Source organism: Bartonella sp. AP4SXKL (assembly GCF_042195845.1).
Lineage (GTDB): Bacteria > Pseudomonadota > Alphaproteobacteria > Rhizobiales > Rhizobiaceae > Bartonella.
Genome location: NZ_JBHIPA010000002.1, coordinates 15337 through 42213, shown reverse-complemented (window position 1 = coordinate 42213; position 26877 = coordinate 15337). Strand labels below are relative to the sequence as shown.

The 26877-nt window shown below is 38.1% G+C and carries 21 protein-coding genes and 1 pseudogene; 18 read left to right on the top strand and 4 right to left on the bottom strand.

Going from position 1 to position 26877, the window contains the following annotated elements:
* The first annotated feature begins 312 nt into the window (after window positions 1–312).
* The gene (locus ACFIMI_RS01385; protein WP_375611260.1) at window positions 313–1173 is read left to right on the top strand and encodes a phytoene/squalene synthase family protein; all 861 of its coding nucleotides are present in this window, start codon (window positions 313–315) and stop codon (window positions 1171–1173) included.
* Between the two features lie 912 nt (window positions 1174–2085).
* On the opposite strand, the gene ACFIMI_RS01380 is transcribed toward ACFIMI_RS01385, so the two are convergent.
* A complete protein-coding gene (locus tag ACFIMI_RS01380; protein ID WP_375631766.1) occupies window positions 2086–3975 on the bottom strand; it encodes a peptidyl-prolyl cis-trans isomerase in 1890 nt (629 codons plus the stop codon).
* A 154-nt stretch (window positions 3976–4129) separates the two neighbouring features.
* On the opposite strand from ACFIMI_RS01380, the gene tpiA reads away from it, so the two are divergent.
* The 13 genes from tpiA to ACFIMI_RS01315 all read left to right on the top strand — a co-directional run bounded on the left by tpiA (window position 4130) and on the right by ACFIMI_RS01315 (window position 18056).
* Window positions 4130–4894: a triose-phosphate isomerase gene (gene tpiA, locus ACFIMI_RS01375; RefSeq protein WP_375612907.1), complete on the top strand. Its 765-nt coding sequence runs from the start codon at window positions 4130–4132 to the stop codon at window positions 4892–4894.
* Between the two features lie 82 nt (window positions 4895–4976).
* The gene (gene secG / locus ACFIMI_RS01370) at window positions 4977–5429 is read left to right on the top strand and encodes a preprotein translocase subunit SecG (protein ID WP_375612906.1); all 453 of its coding nucleotides are present in this window, start codon (window positions 4977–4979) and stop codon (window positions 5427–5429) included.
* Between the two features lie 129 nt (window positions 5430–5558).
* Window positions 5559–7187: a CTP synthase gene (locus ACFIMI_RS01365; protein ID WP_375631768.1), complete on the top strand. Its 1629-nt coding sequence runs from the start codon at window positions 5559–5561 to the stop codon at window positions 7185–7187.
* 36 nt (window positions 7188–7223) lie between these two features.
* Entirely contained in the window at window positions 7224–8060 is an 837-nt protein-coding gene (kdsA, locus tag ACFIMI_RS01360) for a 3-deoxy-8-phosphooctulonate synthase (RefSeq protein ID WP_273791141.1), read from the top strand.
* A 71-nt stretch (window positions 8061–8131) separates the two neighbouring features.
* A complete protein-coding gene (gene eno, locus ACFIMI_RS01355; RefSeq protein ID WP_375692186.1) occupies window positions 8132–9403 on the top strand; it encodes a phosphopyruvate hydratase in 1272 nt (423 codons plus the stop codon).
* 111 nt (window positions 9404–9514) lie between these two features.
* Window positions 9515–9922 carry a TM2 domain-containing protein gene (locus tag ACFIMI_RS01350; protein WP_375612903.1) on the top strand — a complete coding sequence of 136 codons (408 nt, stop codon included), beginning with the start codon at window positions 9515–9517 and terminating at the stop codon, window positions 9920–9922.
* A gap of 729 nt (window positions 9923–10651) precedes the next feature.
* On the top strand, window positions 10652–10963 hold the full coding sequence (locus tag ACFIMI_RS01345; protein WP_375612902.1) for a septum formation initiator family protein: 312 nt from the start codon (window positions 10652–10654) through the stop codon (window positions 10961–10963).
* 135 nt (window positions 10964–11098) lie between these two features.
* A complete protein-coding gene (gene pdhA, locus ACFIMI_RS01340; RefSeq protein ID WP_375628974.1) occupies window positions 11099–12139 on the top strand; it encodes a pyruvate dehydrogenase (acetyl-transferring) E1 component subunit alpha in 1041 nt (346 codons plus the stop codon).
* A 16-nt stretch (window positions 12140–12155) separates the two neighbouring features.
* Window positions 12156–13523, top strand: coding sequence for a pyruvate dehydrogenase complex E1 component subunit beta (locus ACFIMI_RS01335; protein ID WP_375692185.1), 1368 nt, complete (start codon window positions 12156–12158; stop codon window positions 13521–13523).
* A 14-nt stretch (window positions 13524–13537) separates the two neighbouring features.
* Entirely contained in the window at window positions 13538–14881 is a 1344-nt protein-coding gene (locus ACFIMI_RS01330; protein WP_375685879.1) for a pyruvate dehydrogenase complex dihydrolipoamide acetyltransferase, read from the top strand.
* Window positions 14882–15101: 220 nt separating this feature from the next.
* Window positions 15102–16562 (top strand): dihydrolipoyl dehydrogenase, encoded by a 1461-nt coding sequence (lpdA, locus tag ACFIMI_RS01325; protein WP_375685878.1) that lies wholly within the window; start codon window positions 15102–15104, stop codon window positions 16560–16562.
* A gap of 67 nt (window positions 16563–16629) precedes the next feature.
* Complete coding sequence (lipA, locus tag ACFIMI_RS01320; RefSeq protein ID WP_375612897.1) at window positions 16630–17592, top strand: lipoyl synthase; 963 nt, start codon at window positions 16630–16632, stop codon at window positions 17590–17592.
* A gap of 2 nt (window positions 17593–17594) precedes the next feature.
* Window positions 17595–18056 carry a type II toxin-antitoxin system RatA family toxin gene (locus ACFIMI_RS01315; RefSeq protein WP_273791149.1) on the top strand — a complete coding sequence of 154 codons (462 nt, stop codon included), beginning with the start codon at window positions 17595–17597 and terminating at the stop codon, window positions 18054–18056.
* Between the two features lie 599 nt (window positions 18057–18655).
* Here the strand turns inward: ACFIMI_RS01315 and ACFIMI_RS01310 are convergent.
* From ACFIMI_RS01310 to rirA, 3 genes are read right to left on the bottom strand one after another with little or no spacing between them, the layout of a single operon-like run.
* The gene (locus tag ACFIMI_RS01310; protein ID WP_375612896.1) at window positions 18656–19144 is read right to left on the bottom strand and encodes a CinA family protein; all 489 of its coding nucleotides are present in this window, start codon (window positions 19142–19144) and stop codon (window positions 18656–18658) included.
* Window positions 19141–20331: a bifunctional 2-C-methyl-D-erythritol 4-phosphate cytidylyltransferase/2-C-methyl-D-erythritol 2,4-cyclodiphosphate synthase gene (locus tag ACFIMI_RS01305; RefSeq protein WP_375692210.1), complete on the bottom strand. Its 1191-nt coding sequence runs from the start codon at window positions 20329–20331 to the stop codon at window positions 19141–19143. Before ACFIMI_RS01305 ends, ACFIMI_RS01310 begins: the two co-directional genes overlap by 4 nt.
* Window positions 20332–20355: 24 nt before the next feature.
* Window positions 20356–20799 (bottom strand): iron-responsive transcriptional regulator RirA, encoded by a 444-nt coding sequence (gene rirA / locus ACFIMI_RS01300; protein ID WP_375611276.1) that lies wholly within the window; start codon window positions 20797–20799, stop codon window positions 20356–20358.
* 172 nt (window positions 20800–20971) lie between these two features.
* On the opposite strand from rirA, the gene ACFIMI_RS01295 reads away from it, so the two are divergent.
* The 4 genes and pseudogenes from ACFIMI_RS01295 (at window position 20972) to ACFIMI_RS01280 (ending at window position 26799) form a co-directional block, all read left to right on the top strand.
* Window positions 20972–23239 (top strand): ATP-binding protein, encoded by a 2268-nt coding sequence (locus ACFIMI_RS01295; protein WP_375611277.1) that lies wholly within the window; start codon window positions 20972–20974, stop codon window positions 23237–23239.
* Window position 23240: 1 nt separating this feature from the next.
* Window positions 23241–24599 (top strand): sigma-54-dependent transcriptional regulator, encoded by a 1359-nt coding sequence (locus ACFIMI_RS01290; RefSeq protein WP_375611278.1) that lies wholly within the window; start codon window positions 23241–23243, stop codon window positions 24597–24599.
* A 4-nt stretch (window positions 24600–24603) separates the two neighbouring features.
* Window positions 24604–25980, top strand: a complete 1377-nt coding sequence (gene trkA, locus ACFIMI_RS01285) for a Trk system potassium transporter TrkA (protein ID WP_375611279.1) — start codon at window positions 24604–24606, stop codon at window positions 25978–25980.
* A gap of 10 nt (window positions 25981–25990) precedes the next feature.
* Window positions 25991–26799, top strand: a pseudogene (locus tag ACFIMI_RS01280) (hypothetical protein).
* Window positions 26800–26877 lie beyond the last annotated feature (78 nt).

Genomic DNA, 26877 nt, shown 5'->3' with positions numbered 1-26877 from the left:
TGAAAAAGTGTCTTGCATTGTTTGTTGTTCAAGTTTTACTATGCATGTTACGATTGGTTTTTAGCTTTTTTATTGCAAATGAAAACTTGAAGTCCGATAAGATAAGTTTTATCAGAAAAATTATTTATTTAATTTTTTTCTTTCTAAAACGAAAAGGGATTAGAAAAGAAATTTTAATTCATAATACAGTTAAGAGACACATTTAAAAATCTTATTTTCTGAACTGTATTTGCTTATCCTTCATTTTTTAATATGAATAAAAAGAGGGTATTAATTTAATTGCTAAAAAAGGGACGTTAATAGGTTCATAGAATGATAGGCTCTCTTCCTTATTGTCTTGATATTTTACGTACCATAGATCGTGATCGCTATATATCGGTTTTATTTGCACCTAAAAAAAAGCGCCAAGCATTGGCTGCTCTTTATGTATTTAATGCTGAAGTTTCTCGTATCCGCGAAAGTGTACATGACCCACTCATAGGAGAAATACGGTTACGTTGGTGGTATGATGCTATTGCTCATGGTGAAATGCAAACGAGTGGAAACAATCCGATTTTGAATGATTTATTAAAAGCAATCACTCTTTTTAATTTACCTAAGACAGCTTTTTTACGTTATTGTGATGCGCAAATTTTAGATCTTTATCACAATCCAATAGAAACACTTCATGATCTAGAGCATTATTGTGGTGAGACAGCAGGCATAATTTTACAGCTTTCTTGTCAGATATTAGATCCTGAAACTGCACAAGAGTTTACAGATATCTATGAACATGGAGGGATTTCTCAAGGATTAAGCGGTGTATTGCGTCTTTTATCATTCATGCAATCACGATATCAATATTATTTACCCACTGATATATTAAAGGCTGTAGGAGTGAATAGGGAAGATTTGGAATCTCATCGTCTCAGCGATCAACAAAAGGGTTGTATTGTTGAAGCTATGGTAGCATTATCGCGCGATCATTATACCCAATTTTACGAGTATTCTTGTACTTTACCTAGAGTTCTTAAGCCAGCTTTTCTTCCATTGGTCATTGTACCAGCTTCTCTTCAAAAAGCTATACAGCTGGGGGCAGCAATTTTTCAAGAGAGTGCAACTTTGCCATTGATGTATCGCTATTGGTTGATAACAAGGGCAGCAATAAGCGGCAATTTTCCAAAGATATTGTAAAAAAATATTACTACGTTGGAATGCGTAACATGTAGACTGATTTTTTCATATGAAGATAAAAGGAGCTATTGTGATTCCAAACCATTTTTTTGTTATAAAAAATGTTGATGTTTTGGTTGTTATGAACGCAAAAGAATAAGAAATTTTATGATCTTGAAAATACGCTGTATTTCTTCATCAGTAATATGTTTTATTCAGAGTATTGGATGGGTGAGATGCAGAGAAAGAAAAACATGAGATAAATCTTAATACATTGGTTTGTTTGAAGAAGAACTTTTAAGTACTCTGAATGTATTGATTGTATCTCATTTGCAAATGAAATGAAATTTCTATTTTATGAGAGAAGTTATCTTAGCAGTCTATAAGTCTATAAAAAACTCTTATTTTTGAGAAATTATAACATCATAATTGATGACTGTTATGATTGATGAATATATTGATTTATAATGATAATACGTTTTTTCTTATATTGAATGAGAGTCTTGAATAGAAAAAGATTTCTCCATTTTTATAATGAATTTTAAAAATAGTTTTTTTATCTATTATAAGTTGGATGTGTAAATGAAATCATTTAAGGAAGAAGCAATACGCTCCCTATGAATGAATATTAAGAGTAGCAATATAATGAGCTATGAATGAATGACGATAGGGATGATGTTTATAGCTTAATGGGCGGCAACCTTTACGACCTTTGGATGGATAATGTTTTTTAATGCATTGCAAAAACGATTCTACATTCCATTGACTATTTTCTCGCAAATCCATACATGCACTGTTTTGCGAGAAAATGAATCATTATACAAACGCTGATCCTAAGATATGCAGACAAGAAATCCGTCTTACCTCTTCAACTATAGACGAAGAGCTGATGAAAACTTTATCAATAAGTTCTTAAAATTATGCACAATCTTTTTATTGGAGAGCGTTAAAGATCTGATTATAATTTGTGCTATTAATTTCCAAAGGATGTTCTTTATTGGCAACTTGTAGCATTTCTAGCTTGAGATCTTCTCTTATCATCATATCTATATTGGCGCGGACCTCAGTTGAAAGATTATGAGACGTGATATCTTTAGGCATGGTTACAGTCTTTATTTGATAAATGATACGGTTTGTTGCAACCGGACCTTTTATGATGCCATAATGACCTTTGGGAGCGGAAAATAATGCTTTAATGCCTTCAACGCCAAGGGTTTCAGATGAGTCTTGACGCCGGAGGGTTGGTGTTGTTTGTTTTGTAACACCAAGGGTATGAGCAAGAGCAACAAGACTTTTTCCTTCCGTGAGCTGTTTGAGAGCATTTTGGGCTTTTTCATCAAGAAGACGTTGGATTTCCTCATTTTTCCATTGAGAAAGAACATCTAGCTTAGCCTCTTCAAGTGTCTTATCACGGGAAGGAATAATTTTATCGACCTTGTACCAGAGATATCCACCATTTTGAAAAGAGAGAGGATCAAGATCGACTCCTTCGTTTGATTGATAGATGGCATTCAGTAAAATATCTTTTTGAGGTAAATCCGTGAGTATTGCACCTTCAAGCGTTTTTCCCGTTTTATCAATAGTAATTGTGCGCAAAGATAACTTGTATTGGTCAGCTAACTCTTTGAGAGAAGCACCCTCAAAACGAGCATTTTCAATGGCAGCATAATTGTTACGGATATCATCAGTAGCACGATTTTTGGCAAGTATTTGGCGAATATTTTCTTCTACACTTTCAAAAGGAAGAGAGCTTGAAGGTTCAATATGCGTAACGCGAATGAGAACAGGTCCCTGTAAGTCATTTATCACAGGACTGACTTGGCCTTGTTGAAGTTCAAAAATTTCAGATGTCAGATGATTAGGAAGTTCGTTTTCTGCGAGAGGACCTTTTTTTATGTCATTAAGAGTCTTTTTTTCAGCTTTTACCAGTTCATCAAAACTCAATCCGTCAGCTATTTTTTTTGCTGCATTATCGGCTTCTTCGCGTGAGGGGAATCGCAGTTCTTCGAATGTACGCTTTTCAGGCGTTACAAAACGTGAAGCATTTTGTGTATAATAGGCTTTCGCCTCATCTGTTGAGATATCTTTAGGTTTTACAAAATCATTAAGTTCCATAGATAGCAAAGAGACAGTACGGTATTCTGGAGCACGAAATTGACTTTGATGTGTTTCAAACCATTTTTGTAATGTTTCGTAATCAGGATCAGCAATTGTTTTCTTTTCTTTTAGATCAATAACGAGATAATCAGCAATACGCATTTCTCCTTGATAAAGAGCAAGTGCTTTATAAAAGAGATTTGGTGCCTTCATATCAGAAAGTAAAGCAGCAATAAGCTGATTACGCTTTTCTTGTTTGGTGTAATAATTAAGAAAAGCACTTTCACTAATACGTAAATGCTGAAGATAGTTATAAAACAAGTTTTTATCAAAAGTGCCATTTACCTGGAACATCTTATCAGAACCAATCGTATGAGCTATTGTATCTTTTGAAAGACTTATTTTCATTTTACGTGCTTGTTCATCAAGCAGTACATTTTGTTGTAATTGATTAAATACAAAAGCAGGAATTTGGTATTGCTGCATTTCATTTGTTGTAAACATTCGTCCAAGATGAGCAGCATATGCTAAACGTGCGCTTTGATCGGCGAGTGCAAGACGATAATCATCGACAGTTACTGTGGACTTTCCAGAAGTAATAAGATCTCTTTCACTTTTTTTGTGTAACTGCGGTACCCCCCATAAAAGAATGAAGCATAAGAGTAAAATAGCAAGGAAAATTCTAAAAATCCAAGAATTTGTAGCATTTCTTATGATGTCAAGCATTGTTCAAGTCCATTTTTAATATGAGTTATTATCAAAGCTGTAATGGAATTTGCAATAAAGAGATGAAAGATGCAAGCTTTAAAGACTTGCTTTCATTTTATAATTTGGTAACTACAGATAAACAATGTATTGTAAAAGCTCTTGAGGTGAAAATATGTCTCAAAATATTCGGCCTTTTCTTGCTGGAAATTGGAAAATGAATGGAACGAGTGAATCGCTTGGAGAGTTGCGTGCTATTGCTACAGGCGTTAGCTCTGATCTAGGTCATCTTTTTGAGGCGCTTATTTGTGTTCCAGCAACGCTTTTATCGCGTGCTTCTAATACGCTGAATGGTGAAAATCTCCTTTTGGGAGGACAAAATTGTCACTTTGATGATCATGGTCCTTATACTGGAGATATTTCAGCTTTTATGCTTAAAGAAGCGGGAGCAAGTCATGTTATTATTGGGCATTCAGAACGTCGTACAGTGTACCAGGAAAATGATGCGATTGTCTGTGCCAAAGTGCAAGCTGCGTGGCGAGCAGGTCTTGTGGCTCTTGTATGTATTGGTGAAACATTGGAGGAGCGTAATAATAATAAAGTACTGGATATTCTCACGCAGCAGCTTGAAGAATCTCTCCCAGATGATGCAACAGCAGAGAATACCATTATCGCTTATGAACCAGTTTGGGCGATAGGCACCGGCAACACAGCGACTCCAGAAGATATTGCAAAAGTACATCATTTCATTCGTGATAGGGTGCGCTCTCGTTTTGGTGATGAAGGCAATAAGATACGTTTGCTTTATGGTGGATCCGTAAAACCATCCAATGCATTTGAGCTTTTAAGCATTGCTCATGTTAATGGTGCTTTGATAGGTGGAGCAAGCTTAAAAGCGATTGATTTTTTAACTATTTGCGATGTTTGTCGTAAACTATAGCAGAGAAATTTGAGTTTCCCCTTGGATTGTGCGTTATTTATGTGTAAATAGCTATTAAAGAGTTATTTGAAGAGCAGGGTTTATGCAAACAGTACTTATAGTTATTCATTTTTTGATTGTGATTACTTTGGTTGGTGTTATATTAATTCAACCTTCAGAAGGTGGTGGGCTAGGTGTGAGTAATAGCTCAGGGTTGATGAAAACTCGTGGATCTCGAAACCCTTTAACACGTTTGACTGCTATTTTAGCCTGTTGTTTTTTTGTTGTGTCTATTGGACTTACCGTGGTGAGTAATATATCAAATTCTAGTTCTGATATCTTAAAGCGTATACCGGTTAATTCAGAACAGAATTCTACCAATAAAGACTCAGGATCAGTCCCATCGTCAGATGGTGAGTCCTCCCCTTCTATTCTTGAACAGCTAGGAGGCACTTCGAATTCTTCGCAGGAACAGAAACAGTCCACAAATCCTGAAGCAGAAAGTCCAGTTCCTCAGGTTCTTGAAAATACAGTTCCCGATAACAGTACAAAATAGTTTTTTAAGAAAACATAGACTTTTTAAAAAAGGTGATTTTTTTCGCCTTTTTTATTTTAGAAGAAAAATTGTTTCTTTTTGCATTTTTTGCTGGAAAAATCATTATAAATTGCTTATCACCATAAGCCCATGGCACGTTATGTTTTTATTACTGGTGGTGTGGTTTCTTCCCTTGGAAAAGGCATCGCAGCGGCGGCGTTAGCAGCGTTATTACAGGCTCGTGGCTATCGCGTACGTCTTCGCAAACTTGATCCTTATTTAAATGTTGATCCAGGTACGATGTCGCCTTATCAACATGGTGAAGTATTTGTGACCGATGATGGTGCAGAAACGGATCTTGATCTTGGTCATTATGAGCGTTTTACTGGGCGTTCTGCAAATAGCCAAGATAATATTACAACAGGGCGTATTTATCGCAATATCATTGAACGAGAGCGGCGTGGTGATTATTTGGGGGCAACAGTCCAAGTTATCCCTCATGTTACAGATGAAATTAAGAGATTCATTACGATGGGAAATGAAGAATTTGATTTTGTTTTGTGTGAGATAGGTGGAACGGTTGGTGATATTGAAGCAATGCCTTTTCTAGAAGCGATTCGTCAGCTTCGCAATGAGCTACCGAGACAAAATGTCGTTTATGTCCATCTCACATTAATGCCTTATATTCCTTCAGCAGGTGAATTAAAAACGAAACCAACACAACATTCTGTCAAAGAATTGCAAGCAGTTGGTATTTCTCCTGATATTTTGCTTGTACGTGCAGATCGATCTATTCCAGAAACAGAACGGTGCAAATTATCACTTTTTTGCAATGTTCGCTCCAATGCAGTCATTCAGGCATTAGATATGCCAACAATTTATGATGTTCCTATGGCATACCATAAGGAGGGTTTGGACTCTGAAGTTCTTTGCGCTTTTGGAATCGATTCGGCACCTTCCCCCAAGATGGATCGTTGGGAAGATATTACGCATCGTATTCACCATCCTGAAGGAGAAGTTACGATTGCTGTTGTGGGAAAATATACGGGCTTAAAGGATGCTTATAAATCTCTTATTGAAGCGATTGCGCATGGTGGTTTAGCGAATAGAGTGAAGGTTAATATTGAGTGGATTGATTCGGAGCTTTTTGAAAAAGAAGATTCTGTTTCAGCTTTACAAAAAGCCCATGGAATTTTGGTTCCAGGTGCTTTTGGGGCACGAGGGGCAGAAGGGAAGATTCGAGCAATTCAATTTGCGCGAGAGCGTAAAGTTCCATTTTTAGGGATTTGTTTTGGGATGCAATTAGCTTGTATAGAAGCTGCGCGCAATATTGCACAGATTGAGAATGCTTCATCAAGTGAGTTTTGCGAAACAGACAATCCAATTGTAGGTTTAATGACAGAATGGCTTAAAGGAGATGTTCTTGAAAAACGTACAAGAAATGGTGATCTCGGCGGTTCAATGCGCCTTGGTGCTTTTGCTGCTGAATTAAAAGAAGAGAGTCATATTGCTCAAATTTATGGGATGACCAAGATTGTCGAGCGACATCGTCATCGTTATGAGGTCAATATTGATTATAAGGATAAGTTAGAACAGTGTGGTTTGATTTTTTCTGGGATGTCTCCTGATGGTATTTTACCAGAAACGATAGAATATGTAGATCATCCATGGTTTATTGGTGTTCAATATCATCCAGAATTAAAATCACGTCCTTTTGATCCACATCCTCTTTTTTCTTCTTTTATTGAAGCCGCTGTAGAACAAAGTCGATTGGTTTAATGCGTAAATTGGATTACTTTGCTTTTGAGGGATAAAATGACTAAACCAAATGCCCGTGTGAAAGTTGGAAATATGATTTTTTCAAATGAAATGCCTCTTTCATTAATTGCAGGGCCGTGTCAGATGGAAAGTCGTGATCATGCTTTTGAAATGGCTGGTCGTATTAAAACAATTACCGATCAGCTTGGTATCGGGTTTGTTTATAAATCAAGTTACGATAAAGCCAACAGAACCTCTTTGGGGGCGGCACGTGGTATTGGTCTTGAAAAAGCAATGTCCATTTTTTCTGATTTAAAAAAAGAGTTTAATTGTCCCATATTAACTGATGTGCATACAGAAGAGCAATGTACAATTGTTTCTTCTACAGTTGATATTTTACAAATACCGGCTTTTTTATGTCGTCAAACAGATCTTTTGGTAGCAGCCGCCAAAACAGAATGTGTTATTAACATTAAAAAAGGTCAGTTTTTAGCGCCGTGGGACATGGAGAATGTTTTAAAAAAGGTTGTTTACAGTGGTAATCCGAATGTTATGCTTTGTGAGCGAGGCACGTCATTTGGTTACAACCGACTTATTTCTGATATGCGTTCGTTGCCTATTTTACGTTCATTTGGTGCTCCTGTTATTTTTGATGCAACGCATTCTGTTCAAGAACCTGGGGGGCAGGGGGCTTCATCTGGTGGACAGCGTCAATTTGTTGAAATTTTAGCGCGTGCAGCTGTTTCTGTTGGGGTCGCTGGTATTTTTTTAGAAACACATCAAGATCCAGATAATGCACCTTCTGATGGACCCAATATGGTTAAAGTTGATGATTTACAAAGATTGCTTGAGACTTTAATGGAATTTGATTATCTGTCAAAAAAGTTGAGTTGAGAAGAGAAAAAATATTTCATTAATAGGGCATTATAAATGAATCGAGACTTTTATTGGATAAGGAAACACATATGACTATAATTGTCGATATCTTTGGGCGTGAAGTTCTTGATAGCCGTGGTAATCCAACGGTAGAAGTTGATGTTCATTTGGAAAATGGTGCTTTTGGTCGCGCTCTGGTTCCTTCGGGAGCTTCAACAGGAGCACACGAGGCTATAGAGCTTCGTGATGGTGGTTTGCGCTATCAAGGGAAAGGTGTTGAAAAAGCGGTTGCTGCAGTTAATGGCGAAATTCTTGAAGAACTTGGTGGGCGGGATGCAACAAATCAAATTGCTATTGATCAAGCAATGATTGCTTTGGATGGAACGCCAAACAAAGCCCGTCTTGGTGCCAATGCACTTCTTGGTGTTTCATTAGCTGTTGCAAAAGCAGCTGCGGATTCATTAAATTTACCTTTGTATCGTTATATTGGTGGTACACAAGCGCATATTCTTCCAACCCCCATGATGAATATTATTAATGGTGGTGTTCATGCTGATAATTTGATTGATTTTCAAGAGTTTATGATTATTCCTATAGGAGCTCCTACTGTAAAAGAAGCTATCCGTTATGGCGCTGAGATTTTCCATGCATTGAAAAAGCGTTTAAAAGATGCGGGTTATAATACCAATGTTGGTGATGAAGGTGGTTTTGCTCCTCAATTTAAAAGTGCTGATCAAGCAATTGATTTTATTATGGAATCTATCATGATATGTGGTTATAAACCAGGTGAACAAATTGCCATTGGTTTAGACTGTGCTTCAACCGAATTTTATAAAAATGGTTCGTATTTTTATAAAGGTGAGGGGAAATGCCGAGACACCCAAGAGCAGGTAGATTATTTAGCGCAGCTTGTGAAAAATTATCCTATTATTACAATTGAAGATGGAATGGCAGAGGATGATTGGGAAGGTTGGAAGCTACTTACTGACACAATTGGAGAAAAATGTCAGCTTGTTGGCGATGATTTGTTTGTAACGAATTCAGCACGTTTGCGTGATGGTATCAAAATGGGGGTAGGCAATTCTATTCTCATAAAAGTTAATCAAATTGGTACATTGAGTGAAACACTTGATGCTGTAGAAGTAGCACATAAAGCAGGTTATCGTGCCATTATATCTCATCGTTCAGGCGAGACAGAGGATTCTTTCATTGCAGATCTTGCTGTTGCAACGAATTGTGGACAAATTAAAACAGGTTCTCTTGCACGTTCGGATAGATTAGCAAAATACAATCAACTTATTCGTATTGAAGAAATGCTAGGAGCCCAAGCGCATTATGCGGGTGATTTATATCGTGTATAGTTGTGAGCAAAAAATATGAAAGTATAAGATCATTTAGATTATGAAATTGAGATTTCTTATCAAAGGCATATACGCAATAATTTTTAAGTGTTTAAATTTATAGGGATTAAGATGAGAGGTATAATTATTAGTCAAGATCAAGGAAATTATCTCGTTTCGGGTGATGATGGTAAACGTTATCAGTTTGCGACTTGGGATTGGTTGGGAAAGAATCCACCAAGGATTGGTAATGCTGTTGATTTTGTCTGTGAAGGAGGTGTTGTCAGTTCTGTTTTCCCATTGTTGAGACCAGGTACAGAGAACACAAAGATAATGTTCGCACTGCTTTGTTGGGTTGCAGGTATCTTTGGTGTCCATCGCTTTATGGTTGGTAAAGTTAGGACTGGTGCTTTAATGCTGGTTCTATCTTTATCATTGTTTGGATTGATAATTACCGGAATTTGGGCAGTTGTTGATTTTATAGTCATTCTTGGAGGAAGATTTACGGATAAAGATGGGAATCAGATTACAGATTTTTAAAAATTTTATAATAAAGAGAAAGTAATTCAGTTCGCTTTTTATTTTTATAAATAATTAAGTTGCATTATGCAAAATTATTGTACTATATTTGTTTGATATGAGATATTAAAAAACATGTATAGCTAAGTAAAAGTATTGAAAAAGGCAATGCTATTTTATACGGGTAAAGAAAAGACGCAAATTAATTAAGGCGTGCATTATTTTTCTGCTTATAGCAGTGGATAGCATTGGATTATTGGAGGCTCCAAACTATCCTAATTTCACGTTTATTACGGCTGCTACAAATTGTATTTACACCGTGAGGTTAATCCGCATATTATCAAATTAGAAATAATCTCTTTATGAATAACACATAAGGAGCGTGGGTAAGGATGAAGAGTAAAATTATTGTTCAAAATCAAGGGGTTTATTTCGTTTTGGGAGGTGATGATAAGCGTTATCAATTTGAGGATTGGAATTGGTTAGGAAAAAACCACCAAGCATAGGGGATACCGTTGATTTTATCTTCATTTTAATAGGAAATTTTAGGAAAAAAGCTACAAATTAGAGGATATCCAATATTTATAATATAAAAAGTGAGGCATTCAACTTACTTTGATCGTATTAAGGGGGGGATAAATTGAAATAACAAATTATTTTGGTGTAGATTTGGTAATGAGGTATTAATCAAAATCATGCATAGTTGGGCAAAATATCAAGAAATTTGTGCTGTAAAGACTGTGCTATTTTATGTGGACAAAGCAGAAACGTCGATCAATCAAAGTACGCTTTGTACTACCTCTTATGACGGTGGGAGTCTTAAGCTATTTCAGTTATCACATTTATCATGGTGAGTATGGATTGTATTCACGCAGTGAAGTTAATCAGCATATTAGCGAATTAGAAAAGGAGCTTCATGAAATAGAAGCTGAGCGGATATTCATGGAAAAGCGTATTTCTCTTTTACGCAATGGGCATATAGAAAAAGATATGTTGGATGAGTATGTCCGAAAGAATTTGAACTTTTCTAAGCCAAATGAATTGACAATCTTAATACCTTGAAATGATACCAAAGGTAAATGAAAAATCGCTTAATTTAAACAACAATCAGCAATGATATTGTTTAAGCCGATTGATAAGGCTTGTAACTTTTGTTCGTAAAGGTTATTCCTAAATAATCATAAAAGGGAGTTTAATATGGCAGAACGACTTAAAAAAAATTCTGCGTCGGCGGCGCGCACTGCATTATCAAGCACCACAAAGAAAGCACCAATAGCAGATTTTACAAAAGAAGAAGAAATTGATGCCTATCGTGAAATGCTTTTAATTCGCCGTTTTGAAGAAAAAGCAGGACAACTTTATGGTATGGGGCTTATTGGGGGATTTTGTCACCTTTATATTGGTCAGGAAGCCGTTGTTATAGGAACATTGAAAGCGGCAAAAGAAGGTGATCAGGTTATTACGTCTTACCGTGATCATGGTCATATGTTAGCCGTTGGGATGAGTCCGCGTGGTGTTATGGCAGAATTAACGGGACGTCAAGGTGGCTTTTCCAAAGGGAAAGGTGGCTCGATGCATATGTTCTCTAAAGAAAAGAACTTTTATGGGGGACATGGTATTGTTGGTGCGCAGGTTCCCATTGGTTCAGGTTTGGCATTTTCGAATCAGTACCTTGGTAAAGATAATGTGACATTGGTTTATTTTGGTGATGGTGCTGCAAATCAGGGGCAGGTTTACGAGAGTTTTAATATGGCTTCACTTTGGAAGCTTCCCGTTGTTTATATTATTGAAAACAATCAGTATGCTATGGGAACGTCAGTTTCACGTGCATCTGCAGAAACTGATTTTTCCCGACGTGGTCTTTCTTTTGAAATTCCAGGTATTGTTGTTGACGGTATGGATGTTCGATCAGTAAAAGGAGCTGCTGATAAAGCAATTTCTTGGGCACGCTCAGGTAAAGGACCGATCATTCTTGATATGCAGACCTATCGCTATCGTGGTCATTCCATGTCTGATCCAGCAAAATATCGTTCAAAGGAAGAAGTCCAAAAAATAAAAGAGGAGCACGATCCGATTGATCAAGTAAAAAGTCGGATTCTTAAAAAAAATTGGGCGAGCGAAGACGATTTAAAATCTATTGAGAAAGAGGTCCGTGCAATTGTTGCTGATGCGGTAGATTTTGCACAAAGTGATCAAGAGCCAGATGCTTCTGAGCTCTATACTGATATTTTAGTTTGATGCGAGGGAAGCAAGTATGTCTATTGATATTTTGATGCCGGCGCTTTCACCAACTATGGAAGAAGGTAAACTGTCTAAATGGCTCAAGAAAGAAGGTGATAAGGTTAGCTCTGGCGATGTTATTGCTGAAATTGAAACGGATAAGGCTACAATGGAAGTAGAGGCCGTTGATGAAGGTACTCTTGGTAAAATTTTTGTGCCTGAAGGTTCAGAAGGCGTAAGGGTTAACACTGTTATTGCAATTTTGTTAGAAGAAGGTGAGCGTACTGAGGATATTTCGCAACCTACTGATACAGCACAAAAACCTAAGGAATCTGCTCTTTCTCTGCCTTTGTCAGTTCCGCAGGCTGCTCCTACTTTTGATACATCTCTTAATTTTGATATTCCAGCGGGAACACAAATGGTTACAATGACAGTTCGTGAAGCGCTTAATCAGGCTTTGGCTGAGGAAATGCGGCGTGATGAAAAAGTTTTTCTCATGGGGGAAGAGGTCGCGCAATATCAAGGTGCCTATAAGGTTAGTCAAGGTTTGTTGGAAGAATTCGGAGAACGCCGAGTTATTGATACCCCAATTACAGAGCACGGTTTTGCTGGGCTGGCTGTTGGGGCTGCTTTTGGTGGGTTACGTCCTATTGTCGAGTTTATGACATTTAATTTTGCGATGCAGGCGATGGATCAAATTATTAACTCAGCAGCCAAAACACGTTATATGTCTGGTGGACAAATGACCGCTCCTATGGTTTTCCGAGGTCCCAATGGCGCGGCTGCCCGTGTTGGTGCTCAACATTCTCAATGTTATGCTGCATGGTATAGTCATGTACCAGGTCTGAAAGTTGTCATGCCTTATAGTGCTGCAGATGCGAAAGGTTTGCTGAAATCTGCTATTCGTGATGATAATCCTGTTATTTTCCTTGAAAATGAGATTTTGTATGGGCATCAATTTGATGTTCCTCAACTGGATGATTTTCTTTTGCCTATTGGTAAGGCACGTATTCATAAGTCTGGACAAGATGTGACGATTGTTGCATGTGGAATTGGGATGCATTATGCTGTTCAAGCGTTACCAGAAATTGAAAAACTTGGTATTGATGTTGAATTGATTGATTTACGAACCATTCGCCCGATGGATCTTCCAACAATTCTTTCGTCAGTTAAAAAAACAGGTCGTTTGGTTACAATTGAAGAGGGATTTCCTCAGTCATCTGTGGGAACTGAAATAGCAACGCGTGTTATGCAGCGGGCTTTTGACTATCTTGATGCGCCAATTGCTACGATTTCTGGCAAAGATGTTCCGATGCCTTATGCCGCTAATCTTGAGAAGTTGGCTTTGCCTAATACTGCTGAAATTATTGAGGCCGTTAAGGCTGTGACATACAGAGCATAACGGAGGAAAGCATAATGCCCATTAAAATTACAATGCCAGCGCTTTCCCCTACGATGGAAGAGGGAAATTTAACAAAATGGAATATTAAGGAGGGAGATAAGGTTTCCTCTGGTGATGTTATTGCTGAGATTGAGACGGATAAAGCGACAATGGAAGTCGAAGCCGTTGATGAAGGTAGGGTTGCTAAAATTGTTGTTCCTGCTGGAACACAAGGCGTTAAAGTAAATGCTTTAATTGTTGTTTTAGCAGAAGAAGGTGAAGATTTAGCTGAAGCTGCAAAAGTTACAGAAGAAATCTCTTCTTCTACAAGACAAAAACCAGGGGGCATCAAACAGACAGATTCTCTGAAACAGACGGACTCAAAGGGAATAAAAATGTCTCATGAATCATCAACTGGGCAATTAATACAGCAAGATAAAAAGGAAGCTCGTCTTTTTGCCTCTCCCTTAGCGCGGCGATTAGCATCTCAGGCAGGTCTTGATTTATCCCTTATTTCTGGAAGTGGTCCGCATGGGCGTATTATTAAGCGCGATGTAGAAAAAGCTGTGAGCAGCGATATGTCTAAAGTGTCTTATTCATCACCGATAGGGGAGCTAATAGCTACAGGTGCTTCGGACAAACAGATATTGAAACTCTTCAAAGAGGATGAATATAGCTTCGCTCCCCATAATAATATGCGTAAAACAATCGCGACACGTTTGGTGGAATCAAAACAGAGAGTCCCACATTTCTATGTAACGGTAGATTGTGAACTTGATGCGCTATTAGCACTGCGTACACAACTAAATGCTGCTGCTCCAATGGTTAAGGGGCAGGAAGAAACTCAGCCTACTTATAAGCTTTCTGTTAATGATATGGTGATCAAAGCTGTTGCACTTTCTTTGAAAGCGGTTCCTGATGCGAATGTTTCTTGGCTTGAAGGCGGGATGCTTCATCATAAACATTGTGATGTTGGGGTTGCTGTTTCTATTCCCAATGGATTAATTACACCGATTATTCGCCATGCAGAGGAAAAGCCGTTATCACTTATTTCCAAAGAGATGAAGGATTTTGCAAAGCGTGCGCGCGAGGGCAAGTTAAAAATGGAAGAATATCAGGGTGGAACAACAGCTGTATCAAATATGGGGATGTATGGTATAAAAAGTTTTTCGGCTATTCTTAATCCACCGCATGCGACGATTTTTGCGATTGGTGCAGGGGAGCAACGCGCCGTTGTTAAAAATGGTGCATTAGTTGTTGCGACAGTTATGTCAGTTACGCTTTCTGCGGATCATCGTGCTGTCGATGGTGCTTTAGCAGCAGAGCTCGCGCGGACTTTTAAGAAGATGATTGAAAATCCATTAGCAATGTTGGTTTGAACTGTTTAACAGTTCTTCACGTAAATTGTGAGAAAGCGTGTTAAGAGAATAGAAACAAATTTAAAGAGTTTAAAGAGCAATGTTATTGCTATTTCTGGTTTGGGTAAAGCATTTACATGAAGCTTAAAGCAAAGACATAAGATAATTCTCTCATGTTATTTTACAGTCTTAAGTTCAAAAAATGCATATCCGTTTTTTATATATCCATGGAGGAATTACTGTGGCAAATCTTTATGATGTAATTGTGATTGGATCAGGTCCAGGCGGATATGTAACCGCAATTCGTGCAGCACAATGTGGCTTTAAGACTGCGATTGTTGAACGTGAACATTTGGGAGGGATCTGTTTAAATTGGGGATGTATTCCCACAAAGGCCCTTCTACGTTCAGCGGAAATGAAACATTTTGCTGAACATGCGATAAATTATGGACTAAAAATTAATGGTTCAATTGAGGCAAACATCAAAGATGTTGTGGCACGTTCACGGGGTGTTTCAGCACGTTTAAATGCTGGTGTTGGTTTTTTAATGAAAAAAAACAAAATTGATATTATCTGGGGTGAAGCAAAGCTTACTAAAGAAGCAAAGGGAAGCCTTCCTGCGGAAATTATGGTTTCTTCATCCTCCAAACCGATTATGCAACCGCAAAATCCAGTCCCTAAAGGGACGTTAGGGGAGGGAACTTATCAAGCAAAGCATATCATTATTGCAACGGGCGCACGTCCTCGTGTCCTTCCTGGTATTGAGCCAGATGGAAAACTCATTTGGACTTATTTTGAAGCTATGATACCGCCAGCAATGCCAAAATCGCTTTTGGTTATAGGGTCTGGGGCTATTGGCATTGAATTTGCTTCTTTTTATCATGATATGGGGGCGACAGTAACTGTTGTTGAAATGATGCCCCATATCATGCCTGCTGAAGATATTGAAATTTCAACGTTTGCTCGTAAACAGTTAGAGAAAAAAGGTTTACGCATTCTTCGTCAAGCAAAAGTAACAAAGGTTGAAAAATCTTCCGATTCTGTAAGTGTACATATTGATGTTCAAGGTAAAATAGAGTCAATGACTGTTGACCGGTTGATTTCCGCTGTTGGGGTGCAAGGTAATATTGAGAATCTTGGTTTAGAAGCTTTGGGAATAAAAAACGATCGCGGCTGCATTGTAACTGATGAATGGAGTTGGACGGGGGTGGAAGGCATTTATGCTATTGGTGATGTAGCAGGTCCTCCTATGTTGGCCCATAAAGCAGAAGAAGAAGGTGTGATATGTATTGAGCATCTTGCAGGTTTGAAAAGCGCTCATCCACTTGATAAAAGAAAAATTCCAGGGTGTACATATTGTACACCACAGGTTGCCTCTGTAGGGCTTTCAGAAGCGGCAGCAAAAGAAGCAGGTTATGATATACGTATTGGTCGTTATTCTTTTGCTGCGAATGGTAAGGCGATTGCTTTGGGTGAAGATCAGGGGTTAGTAAAAACGATTTTTGATAAAAAAACAGGACAGCTTCTCGGGGCCCATATGGTAGGGGCTGAGGTAACAGAATTGATACAGGGTTTTGTTATTGCTATGAATCTTGAAACAACAGAAGAAGAATTAATGCATACTGTCTTTCCACATCCGACCTTATCGGAAATGATGAAAGAAAGTGTATTAGATGCTTATGGTCAAGTTTTAAACGCTTGATGACTGGATTGTATGAAAAATTTTATATTTTTGATTGTTACTTCGTATTTATAAGGCAAAGGCTTAAATGGTTACGGTTGTTGATAGAGTTGCAAATAGACGATTGCGTCATCCTGAAAAGGCACATCGTCCTGATACAAGCGTTCAAAAAAAGCCAGATTGGATTCGTGTAAAAGCGCCAACATCACCAATTTATAAGGAAACACATAGTATTGTACGTACGCATAAGTTAGTGACTGTATGTGAAGAAGCTGGTTGTCCTAATATTGGCGAATGTTGGAGCCAGAGGCATGCTAGCTTTATGATTTTAGGTGAAATATGTACGCGTGCTTGTGCTTTTTGTAACGTTGCAACAGGTATTCCACTTGCCGTTGATGATAATGAGCCAGAACGTGTCGCTGATGCTGTTGCACGGATGGAATTAAAACATGTTGTCATTACATCTGTTGATCGTGATGATCTTGCTGATGGTGGTGCTGAGCATTTTGCAAAAGTTATTTATGCGATTCGTCAAAAAACTCCTAAAACAACAATTGAAGTTCTTACACCTGATTTTCGTCATAAGGATGGCGCTTTAGAAGTTGTTGTTGCTGCTAAGCCTGATGTTTTTAATCATAACTTAGAAACAGTTCCTTCTAAATATTTGAAGGTCCGTCCAGGGGCACGTTATTTTCATTCAATTCGTTTATTACAACGTGTTAAAGAACTTGATCCAACAATTTTTACAAAATCGGGAATTATGGTTGGCCTTGGGGAGGAGCGAAATGAAGTTTTGCAATTGATGGATGATTTGCGCGCTGCTGATGTTGACTTTATGACAATTGGACAATATTTGCAGCCTACACGAAAACATCATCCAGTTGTTCGTTTTGTGCCTCCTGAAGAATTTGAGTCTTTTGCCAAGATTGGTAAAGTAAAAGGATTTTTACATATGGCCTCCAATCCTCTAACGCGTTCATCTCATCATGCTGGAGATGATTTTGCCATTTTGCAAAAAGCGCGTGATGAAAAATTTTCCTTACAGAGATAATTATGCCGATTTTTACAATACATCGGCAGATCACCCATAGTGCCAGTGAAATGTTTGATCTGGTTTCAGATATTGAGCGTTATCCTGAATTTTTACCAATGTGTGAGTCTTTAATAATACGTTCTCGAAAAGAATATGGAAAAAAAATATTGCTTCTTGCGGATATGACCGTTGGCTATAAGATTATTCGTGAAACTTTTACGACTCAAGTATTTCTTCAGCCGGAAAAAAGTCTTATAGAAGTTAAATATATTGATGGTCCATTCAAATATCTTGAAAATCGTTGGGCCTTTCATGATATTGAAAATACCAATGCATGTAATGTAGAGTTTTTTATTGATTATGAATTTAAAAGTAAAACGCTTGGATTAGTGATGGGCTCAATGTTTGATATTGCGTTTCGTAAATTTACCGAGGCTTTTGAGAAGCGTGCGCATCAGATTTATGGCTCTACGGTAACATAGTCTATTCTGTTATTTTTTAACAATACGTATTGCTTAAACAGCGTGAAGGTGAAAACCGGTTTCCATCTTTACTATTTGTTTTTAATTCAGCTTTCAAAAGCATATTGAGGGAATATCATTTTAAATGATGAAGATGATGCACAGTTTCATGCTTTTGTTTCTCTCTTTTTTAATGGATGCACACTCGTTAAACAAAACGCCCAAATAGAACATGCTTGCGTCATACCCATTTCATAATAGTGCTCATAATAAATAGTATAGATTCTCGTAAAAGTATATAAAATCTACATCTGTACACTTATGAAGAAGTTCTCCTGTATCATTTATTTGCCATCTCTCAAGATGTTGTACCAGCTCTTAGCACTTGAGAGAGAGGTACAAGTTTCCCTTTCATTAATCATTTTATTTATACAGTTTTTTCTCTTGTGGCGTGTAAGTGAATAAATTTGATTAATTCAACCTACACAGGACTAAAGTGAGATAATTTTACGCTAGTCAGATCGTTCATTTTCAAGTTGTGATACAATAAAATTTTTTCAAGATGTTGACGATTATAGACTCGATGGGGAATAAAGAATTTTGAAATTAGTATGGGGAATTCAGTGAAGCAATTCCAGAATCATTTTAAAAGCATTTTCAACAGTTGCATGGCGGATAGCATTGCGATTAAGATGAGCAAAGTGCATTTCTTTGTGCAGGGGGGGGTGGTTTTTATAAGCTACTGCGCAATGCACAAGTCCTACAGGTTTATCAAGACTTGCACCTCCTGGACCAGCAATTCCTGTTACAGAAACTGCAATGTCAGCTTGTGAATGTTTTAATCCACCCTCAGCCATTGCAAGAGCAACTTCTTTTGAAACGGCACCATAGGTTTTTATAAGTTCAGCACAAACGCCAACAAGGCGTGTTTTAGATTCATTTGAATAAACAACAAATCCACAATCGAGAACATCTGACGATCCTGCTATATTTGTGAGGCATGCAGCAATGAGTCCCCCTGTACAAGACTCTACAGTTGTTAACAGCAAACCTTTTTGGCGAAAGGTATTAAGAACTTCATGTGCTTGTTTTTCACAAAGATATGTCATTGGGGAATTTCTCCTGAATAAAGGACGCTCACTGTTGCAAGAGCAGCAATTCCCTCACCACGACCAATAAATCCAAGCCTTTCATTTGTTGTTGCTTTGATAGAGATACGATCAGGTGTTATTGCAAGTATTGTTATAAGATTTTCTGTCATGGCATGACGATATGGACTAATTTTAGGATTTTCAGCGATAATTGTGATATCAACATTGGCGATACGACCACCTGCTTGTTTTATAATATCAAGAGCATGACGGAGAAAAATTTCTGATGATACATTTTTCCATTGAGGATCAGAGGGAGGAAAATGTGTACCGATATCTCCAGCACCTTGAGTTGCAAGAAGGGCATCTGTTAATGCATGAAGAGCAACATCCGCATCGGAGTGTCCATTTAATTTTTTATGAAAAGGGATTTTTATACCACATAATATAAGAAAATCACCATCCTCAAAAGAGTGAACATCATAACCATTGCCGGTACGAATATCAGGAAATATTTGCATTTTCTTTTGGAGATATAAATGTGCAGTATTAAAATCTTCATGCCATGTAATTTTTATGTTGTTAGGATCTCCAGGAACGGTACGCATAGGAATTCCAAACCATTCGGCAATTGCAGAATCGTCAGTGAATTCTTGTTTGCAAGCTTGTTTTGCTTGTTTATGGGCCGCTAAGATATGTTCAAAGGGAAAACACTGTGGAGTTTGTGCACTATAAAGATGGGTACGGGGAATTGTTTCTAAAACATGCTGATTATTTATACGTTTAAGGGTATCAGAGATGGGCAGAACAGGAAGAACACCTTCTTGAGGCGTGATAGTGTTGTGAATGTTATTAAGAAGCTTGTTTTCGATAAAAGGGCGTGCACCATCATGAATATGCACATATTGGGGGGCAAATTTTTTGAGTGCCTGAAGTCCATATAAGGTAGAGATTTGACGTGTATTGCCTCCTTCAACGATAATAAGGCGCTCTTTAAAATCGTCAATAGCTTGTTCACAGATTTGACGATCTTCTGGATGAATAACAAGAATAATTGTTGTGATAGCTGGATGCCGCAAAAAACAATGCACGGTATGATAAATAATTGGCTTTTGTCCTAGAAGCCGATATTGTTTTGGAATTTTATGGGGAGATCCTGCTCTTTCACCCCGTCCAGCGGCTAATATTATTGCTGCAATAGAAATACTTAATCTCCTTGTATTATAATCTTAGTTTGCTTTTTTGTCATTAATTTTAAAATGATTTTGAAAGGATGGTTGTTGTAGATCAGCAAGGGATATCACGGATAACACCTCAAAAAAAGCATTTAATGCTTTTTGAAGTGCGGTATTTAAACCACAAAAATCAAACAAGGGGCAAGTTGGTTCTGCAGTATCGAAACATTCTGCGAGGGAAAAGTTGTCTTCTGTTACTTTCACAACATCCGCGACTGAAATTTCTGCTGCGGGTTTAGCCAATCTAACTCCACCATTGCGTCCACGCACTGTTTGTATAAAACCTGCTTGAACAAGCAGCTGAAGGATTTTAAATAAAAAAAGCTCTGAAACGGCATATGCTTTAGCAATTTCTGGAACACGACTGAGAGTTCCCTGATTATCTGCACAATACATAAGCATTCGAAGAGCATAATTTGTTTGTTTTGTTAATCGCATCTCATTTCCTTCGTAAAGTATCGTCGAACACAGTCTATTTTAAAGATATTTTGCAAAATGTAGAAGTTTTTTCTCGTTGACTATATTTGCCTATTTTAAATGTAGTATTAGTATTGTCAATTTTTGCTACAAAAGGTTATATGAGAATAATGGGATAAGGGTATGTAAGCTCATGACGAATATAACATCTGTGACGAATCTTCAAGACATAGATAAAAATACTTATAACGATGAGTTGTATCGTTTAAGTAAGGTATATATTTTTTTAGGGATTACAATTATTGTATTGGCTTTACTTACGGCCTCTGTTTCATTTATTATTCTTATTGGATTAACTCCTGTTGTTCCCAGTAGAACAGTAACCCTTATTCTTATAGGAATTAATAGTTTTTGGGTTTTAGGGCTTATTGTCATCGTTTTTTATGAGATGATACCGATCATTCGTGCTTGGCGTTCAAGGCGTGCAGGATCGCGTCTTCATGTGCGCCTTATTTCATTGTTTGCACTTGTTGCGACAATGCCAGCTGTTGCTGTAGCTCTTGTATCGGGTCCAGCACTAAATTTGGGACTTGATCGATGGTTTGATACAACAACGCGGCAAATTGTGGGCTCTTCTATTGATTTAGCAAATGCTTATGCAGATGAAATGCTCCAAAATTTAAAAAATTTATCCTACGCGATGGCATTTGCACTTGATAACAAAAAACTCTTAGAACGTAATCCAGCTGAATATAGGATGCAATTGACGCGTCATGCTCTAGGACGCAATTTGCGTGGTGCATTTTTGTTAAGTTCTAGTGGAGCTATTTTTGTATCGAGTGCTCTTGGTGATGAAGATAAACTGCCAATTCCTCCTTCTCATCTTATTGAACGTGCAACCAGTGCGAGACCTTTTTCTTTTCAACCAGGCGTTCATGATTATTTTGGTATTATTTTAAAATTTACCAATATTCCAAACACATTTTTATATTTGGTGCGTGACGTTGATAAAGGTGTTTTATCTGCTTTGCGTTTGACAGAAGTTAATACAGATCGTTATCGTGATTTAAATGAGAATCGCCTGCTGACACAGATTGCATTTGGTATGCTTTATTTGTGTCTTTTTTTTAGTTTATTCTTATCAGCCATTTGGGCTGCTATTGCTGTTGCTGATCGCTTAGTACGTCCTATTCGTCTTCTCATTAGTGCTGCCGATGATGTTGCTTCTGGAAATATGGAAATTTTCGTGCCAGTACGAGCAAAAGATGGAGATATTGGGCAATTATCCAAAACTTTTAATTACATGGTCAGTGAATTGAAAAGTCGGCGTAATGAATTGATTGCAGTGCGTGATCAAATTGATGAAAGACGGCGTTTTTCTGAAGCTGTGTTATCGGGTGTAACAGCGGGAGTAGCAGGTATAGATGATAATGGTGATATCACCATTATCAATCGGTCTATTGAAGCGATGTTTGATATTCGCTCAGAGCGCGTTGTTGGAAAAAGTCTTTTATCTTTAAGCGCTGAAATTTGGCAGGTTTTTCAGTTTGTGCGTTCATTGGATCGTAAAAACCATCGTGAGCAGGTCACTTTAAACGTTGCAGGAAAAGAGCGTGTCTGTAATGTCCAAGTTACGATGGAGGAGGATGATGGACAAGGGCAATCTTGGGTTCTAACAATTGATGATATTACAGACCTTGTTGCAGCGCAACGTACAGCGGCGTGGGCGGATATTGCGCGGCGTATTGCACACGAAATTAAAAATCCTCTTACACCTATTCAGTTATCCGCTGAACGCATTCGTAAACGTTATAACAAAGCTATTACACAAGATAGAGAGGTCTTTGAGCGGTGTATTGACACAATTATTCGGCAGGTTGGAGATATTGGGCGTATGGTTGATGAGTTTTCCTCTTTTGCACGTATGCCCAAACCCAAAATGCATATTTTAGATATACGAGAATTGTTGCGCGAAGCATGTTTCTTGATAGAGGTGACGCGACATGATATTCATTTTGAGCAAGATTTAGGAACTCTACCACTTATGGGTGCATTTGATAACCGTCTCATTGTACAGGCTTTTTGCAATGTTATCAAAAACGCGAGCGAATCCATAGATTCAGTTATGCGAGAGGAAAATATTCACGGTCATATTCTTATCCGTTCTTATCGTCAGGAAGAATGGGTGGTTGTGGATGTTGTTGATAACGGGAAAGGACTTCCTAAAGAGCAAAGACAAAAGTTATTAGAACCCTATATAACAACGCGGGAAAAAGGAACAGGGCTGGGGTTAGCTATTGTGCGCAAAGTTATTGAAGATCACGGTGGTTTCATGGAGCTTCATGATGCACCGGAGAGTTTTTATGAAGGTCGTGGTGCGATGATCCGTTTGATATTTCCAGCGGATGGGGGTAAGCAGGGTAATATTATACAAGCCATAAATCATAAGATAGGGGAATAGTATGGTATCAGATATCTTGATTGTTGATGATGAAGCAGATATTCGTGAGCTTGTTGCTGGTATTTTAGATGATGAAGGTTATGAAACGCGTGTTGCTTGTAACTCTGATGAAGCATTGGCTCAAATTAGTGAGCGTATTCCAAAGCTCATTTTTTTGGATATTTGGCTACAGGGTAGTCGTCTCGATGGTTTAGCACTGCTTGATGAAATTAAAACACAATATCCGGCTCTTCCGGTCGTTATGATCTCTGGTCATGGTAATATTGAGACGGCTGTTTCCGCTATAAAGCGAGGGGCATATGATTTCATTGAAAAACCTTTTAAAGCTGATAGACTTGTATTGGTTGCAGAGAGAACACTTGAAAATTCAAATTTAAAACGTGAGCTTTTAGAATTGCGAAAGCGTTCGAACGAGACATTAGAGTTGCTCGGAAAATCGACAGTTATAAAAAATTTGCGTCAAATCATAGAAAAAGTAGCACCAACCAATAGTCGCATCATGATAACAGGTCCTTCAGGGGCAGGAAAAGAGACTGTTGCACGAGCTATTCATGCGCTCTCAACGCGTTCGAATGGGCCATTTGTTACAATAAATGCTGCAACGATTACTCCGGAAAGAATGGAAATAGAGCTGTTTGGCAGCGAAATGGAGGGAAGAGAGCGTAAAATTGGTGCCTTAGAGGAAGCTCATGGCGGTATCTTATATCTTGATGAAATTGCTGATATGCCGCGTGAGACTCAAGGGAAGATTCTTCGGGTTTTAACGGGGCAAACATTTGAGAGAATTGGCGGCACAAAACGTGTTAAGGTGGATGTCCGTATCATTTCTTCGACAGCGCAAAATCTTGAAAACCTCATTTCTGATGGGCGCTTTAGGGAGGATCTTTTTCACCGTCTTTCCGTTGTTCCTATTGTTGTTCCGCCCCTTTCAGCGCGTCGTGAAGATATTCCAGAACTTGTACATCATTTTGTAAAAACAATATCACAGCAGGTTGGGATTAAACCGCGTGCAATCAGTGATGATGTGATTGCTATTTTGCAAACGCACGCTTGGCCGGGTAATGTGCGGCAATTACGTAATAATATTGAGCGTCTTCTTATTCTTGTGCGGGATGGTGATGGTCCTATAACAGCGGACTTTCTTCCCAGTGAAGTAAGTGATTCTTTGCCACGTCTTCAAATGGATTCAGATGAAAGTATAATGGATTTGCCGTTACGTGAAGCTCGAGAATTATTTGAAAAGAGATATTTAGTGGCGCAGATTGGGCGTTTGGGTGGAAATATATCACGTACTGCTGAATTTATAGGCATGGAGCGTTCAGCTTTGCACCGTAAACTTAAAGCGCTTGGAGTTTCTTAAAGCGATGCGTATTATTATTTGTGGAGCAGGACAGGTTGGTTATGGGATAGCAGAGCGTCTTGCTGCTGAAAATCACGATGTTACTGTTATTGATATTGAAACGAGATTAATTGAAAAGATTCGCGATACATTGGATGTGAGAGGTTTTGTTGGTCACGGTTCACGGCCTGAAGTTCTTTTGGCTGCAGATGCAGACAAAGCTGATATGTTGATTGCTGTCACTTTGTTTGATGAAGTTAATATGGTAGCTTGCCAAGTAGCACATTCATTATTTAATGTGCCCACAAAAATTGCTCGTATTCGCTCACAATCTTATTTAGAACCACGTTATAAGACGCTTTTTTCCAGAGAGAATATTCCCATTGATGTGGTTATTTCGCCAGAAGTTGAAGTTGGGGAAATGGTTTTGCGCCGTATTGCTTTACCTGGTGCAATAGATGTTCTTTATTTTTGTAATGATGATATTGTGGCACTAGCTTTGGAATGCATGGAAGATTGTCCCGTTATTAATACACCTTTGCGTCAATTAACAGAGCTTTTTCCAGATCTTCATACGACGGTTACTGCTATTAAACGTGGCGCGGAATTATTGGTTGCACATTCAGAAACGCAACTACGCGTTGGTGATATAACCTATCTTGTTGTTTCTCGTGAACAGATGCGTCGTGCTGTTGGGCTTTTTGGTCATAAAGAACAAGATGCCCACCGCATGATTATTGCAGGGGGTGGCCACATTGGCCTTTATGTTGCACAGGCTATTGAAAAGCGTTTCCATAAATTAAAATTGAAGATCATAGAAGCGCATAGAGAAAGAGCCCTCACAATTGCTGATCAGCTTGAAAAAACAACAGTTTTATACGGTAACGTGTTAGATCCAGTGATTCTTCAAGATGCGGGAATTGATCAGTCCGATTTAATGATTACATTGACCAATCAAGATCAGGTTAATCTCTTAAGCGCTATTATTGCTAAAAGATTGGGCTGCAAAGCCAATATGGTATTGATTAATAATGTTGCCTATCAAGAATTTAGTCGTGCTGTTGGTGTGGATGCATATCTTAATCCCCATAGTGTTACAATATCGAGAATTTTGCAACAAATGCGCCGTGGGCGTATTCGTTCTGTTCATTCAGTTTTTAATGGCCGAGCAGAAATTATTGAAGCTGAAGTGATGCAAACATCTTCATTGGTTGGTAAGTCATTATCAGAGCTCAATTTATCAGATGGTTTGAGAATTGGTGCAATTTATCGCAATAAGACAATAATACAGCTTTCGGCAGATACGCGTATTTTGTCTGGTGATAGAATAGTGATTTTTGCTCTTGCTGATAGGGTTCGTGATGTTGAACAACTCTTTCGCGTAAGTTTAGAATATTTTTGATATATTATCTATGGATATTTGTACTTTTTGGTATAGTGGACAATTAAGATTGGTGGATAGGCTTTGTTTGTCTTCAATGGTTAAAACTGGACAGCGCGTTAAGCTTTTTAGTTATGATAAAAAATAGATAATCTCCCTGCTGGTGTTGAGCTGCATGAAGCCGAATCAATTTTACCACGCTCAGCAATTTATCGCCTTGATCCCGATTTTTCTGATGATAAATTAGGGTGTACAATTGTTCAGTTCTCGGATTTTTTTCGTGTTATGCTGATGAAATATCAACAAGGTGTTTGGTTAGATACAGATGTTTACCTTGTTAAACAATTTCATCCAGATGCGGATAAGGTTTGGTTGGCAAGAGAAAATAATACAAGAGTAGGCGTTTCTGCACTTTATTTTCCGCCCAATAACCCTATTATAAAAATATTTGAGGATTATTGGGCTGGCACAGAAATTATTCCTCATTGGCTTGGGTTTAAGCGTCGTGTTTGGAGACCGTTCTGGTTAAAGAGGAAAAAAATGCCGATTTTACCGGGAAATCTTGGCGTTACAATATTTGGCAATGATGGTATTTCACGATTAGCAAAACGATATGGTTTTTTTCATGAAGCAAAGGAAAAGGAAACTTTTTATTATTGGACTGGGCGAAAAACTGAACGTATTTTTGAACCAGCTTTTGGCGTAAAGCCGCTTACAGATTCACGCTTGATAGGCTTTCATATTCACAGAAAGACAAAGGCCACGAAAAGACCTCAGGAAGGAAGTTTTTACCATTGGGCGGTATCTCGCATTCCGGATGTTCATCATTTGTTTAGGTAGAGTTATTATTGCTATTTTAACTATTGAGATTTTAATCTATCTTATACAATCTCTTGATTGTAGCTTGCACAAGAGAGT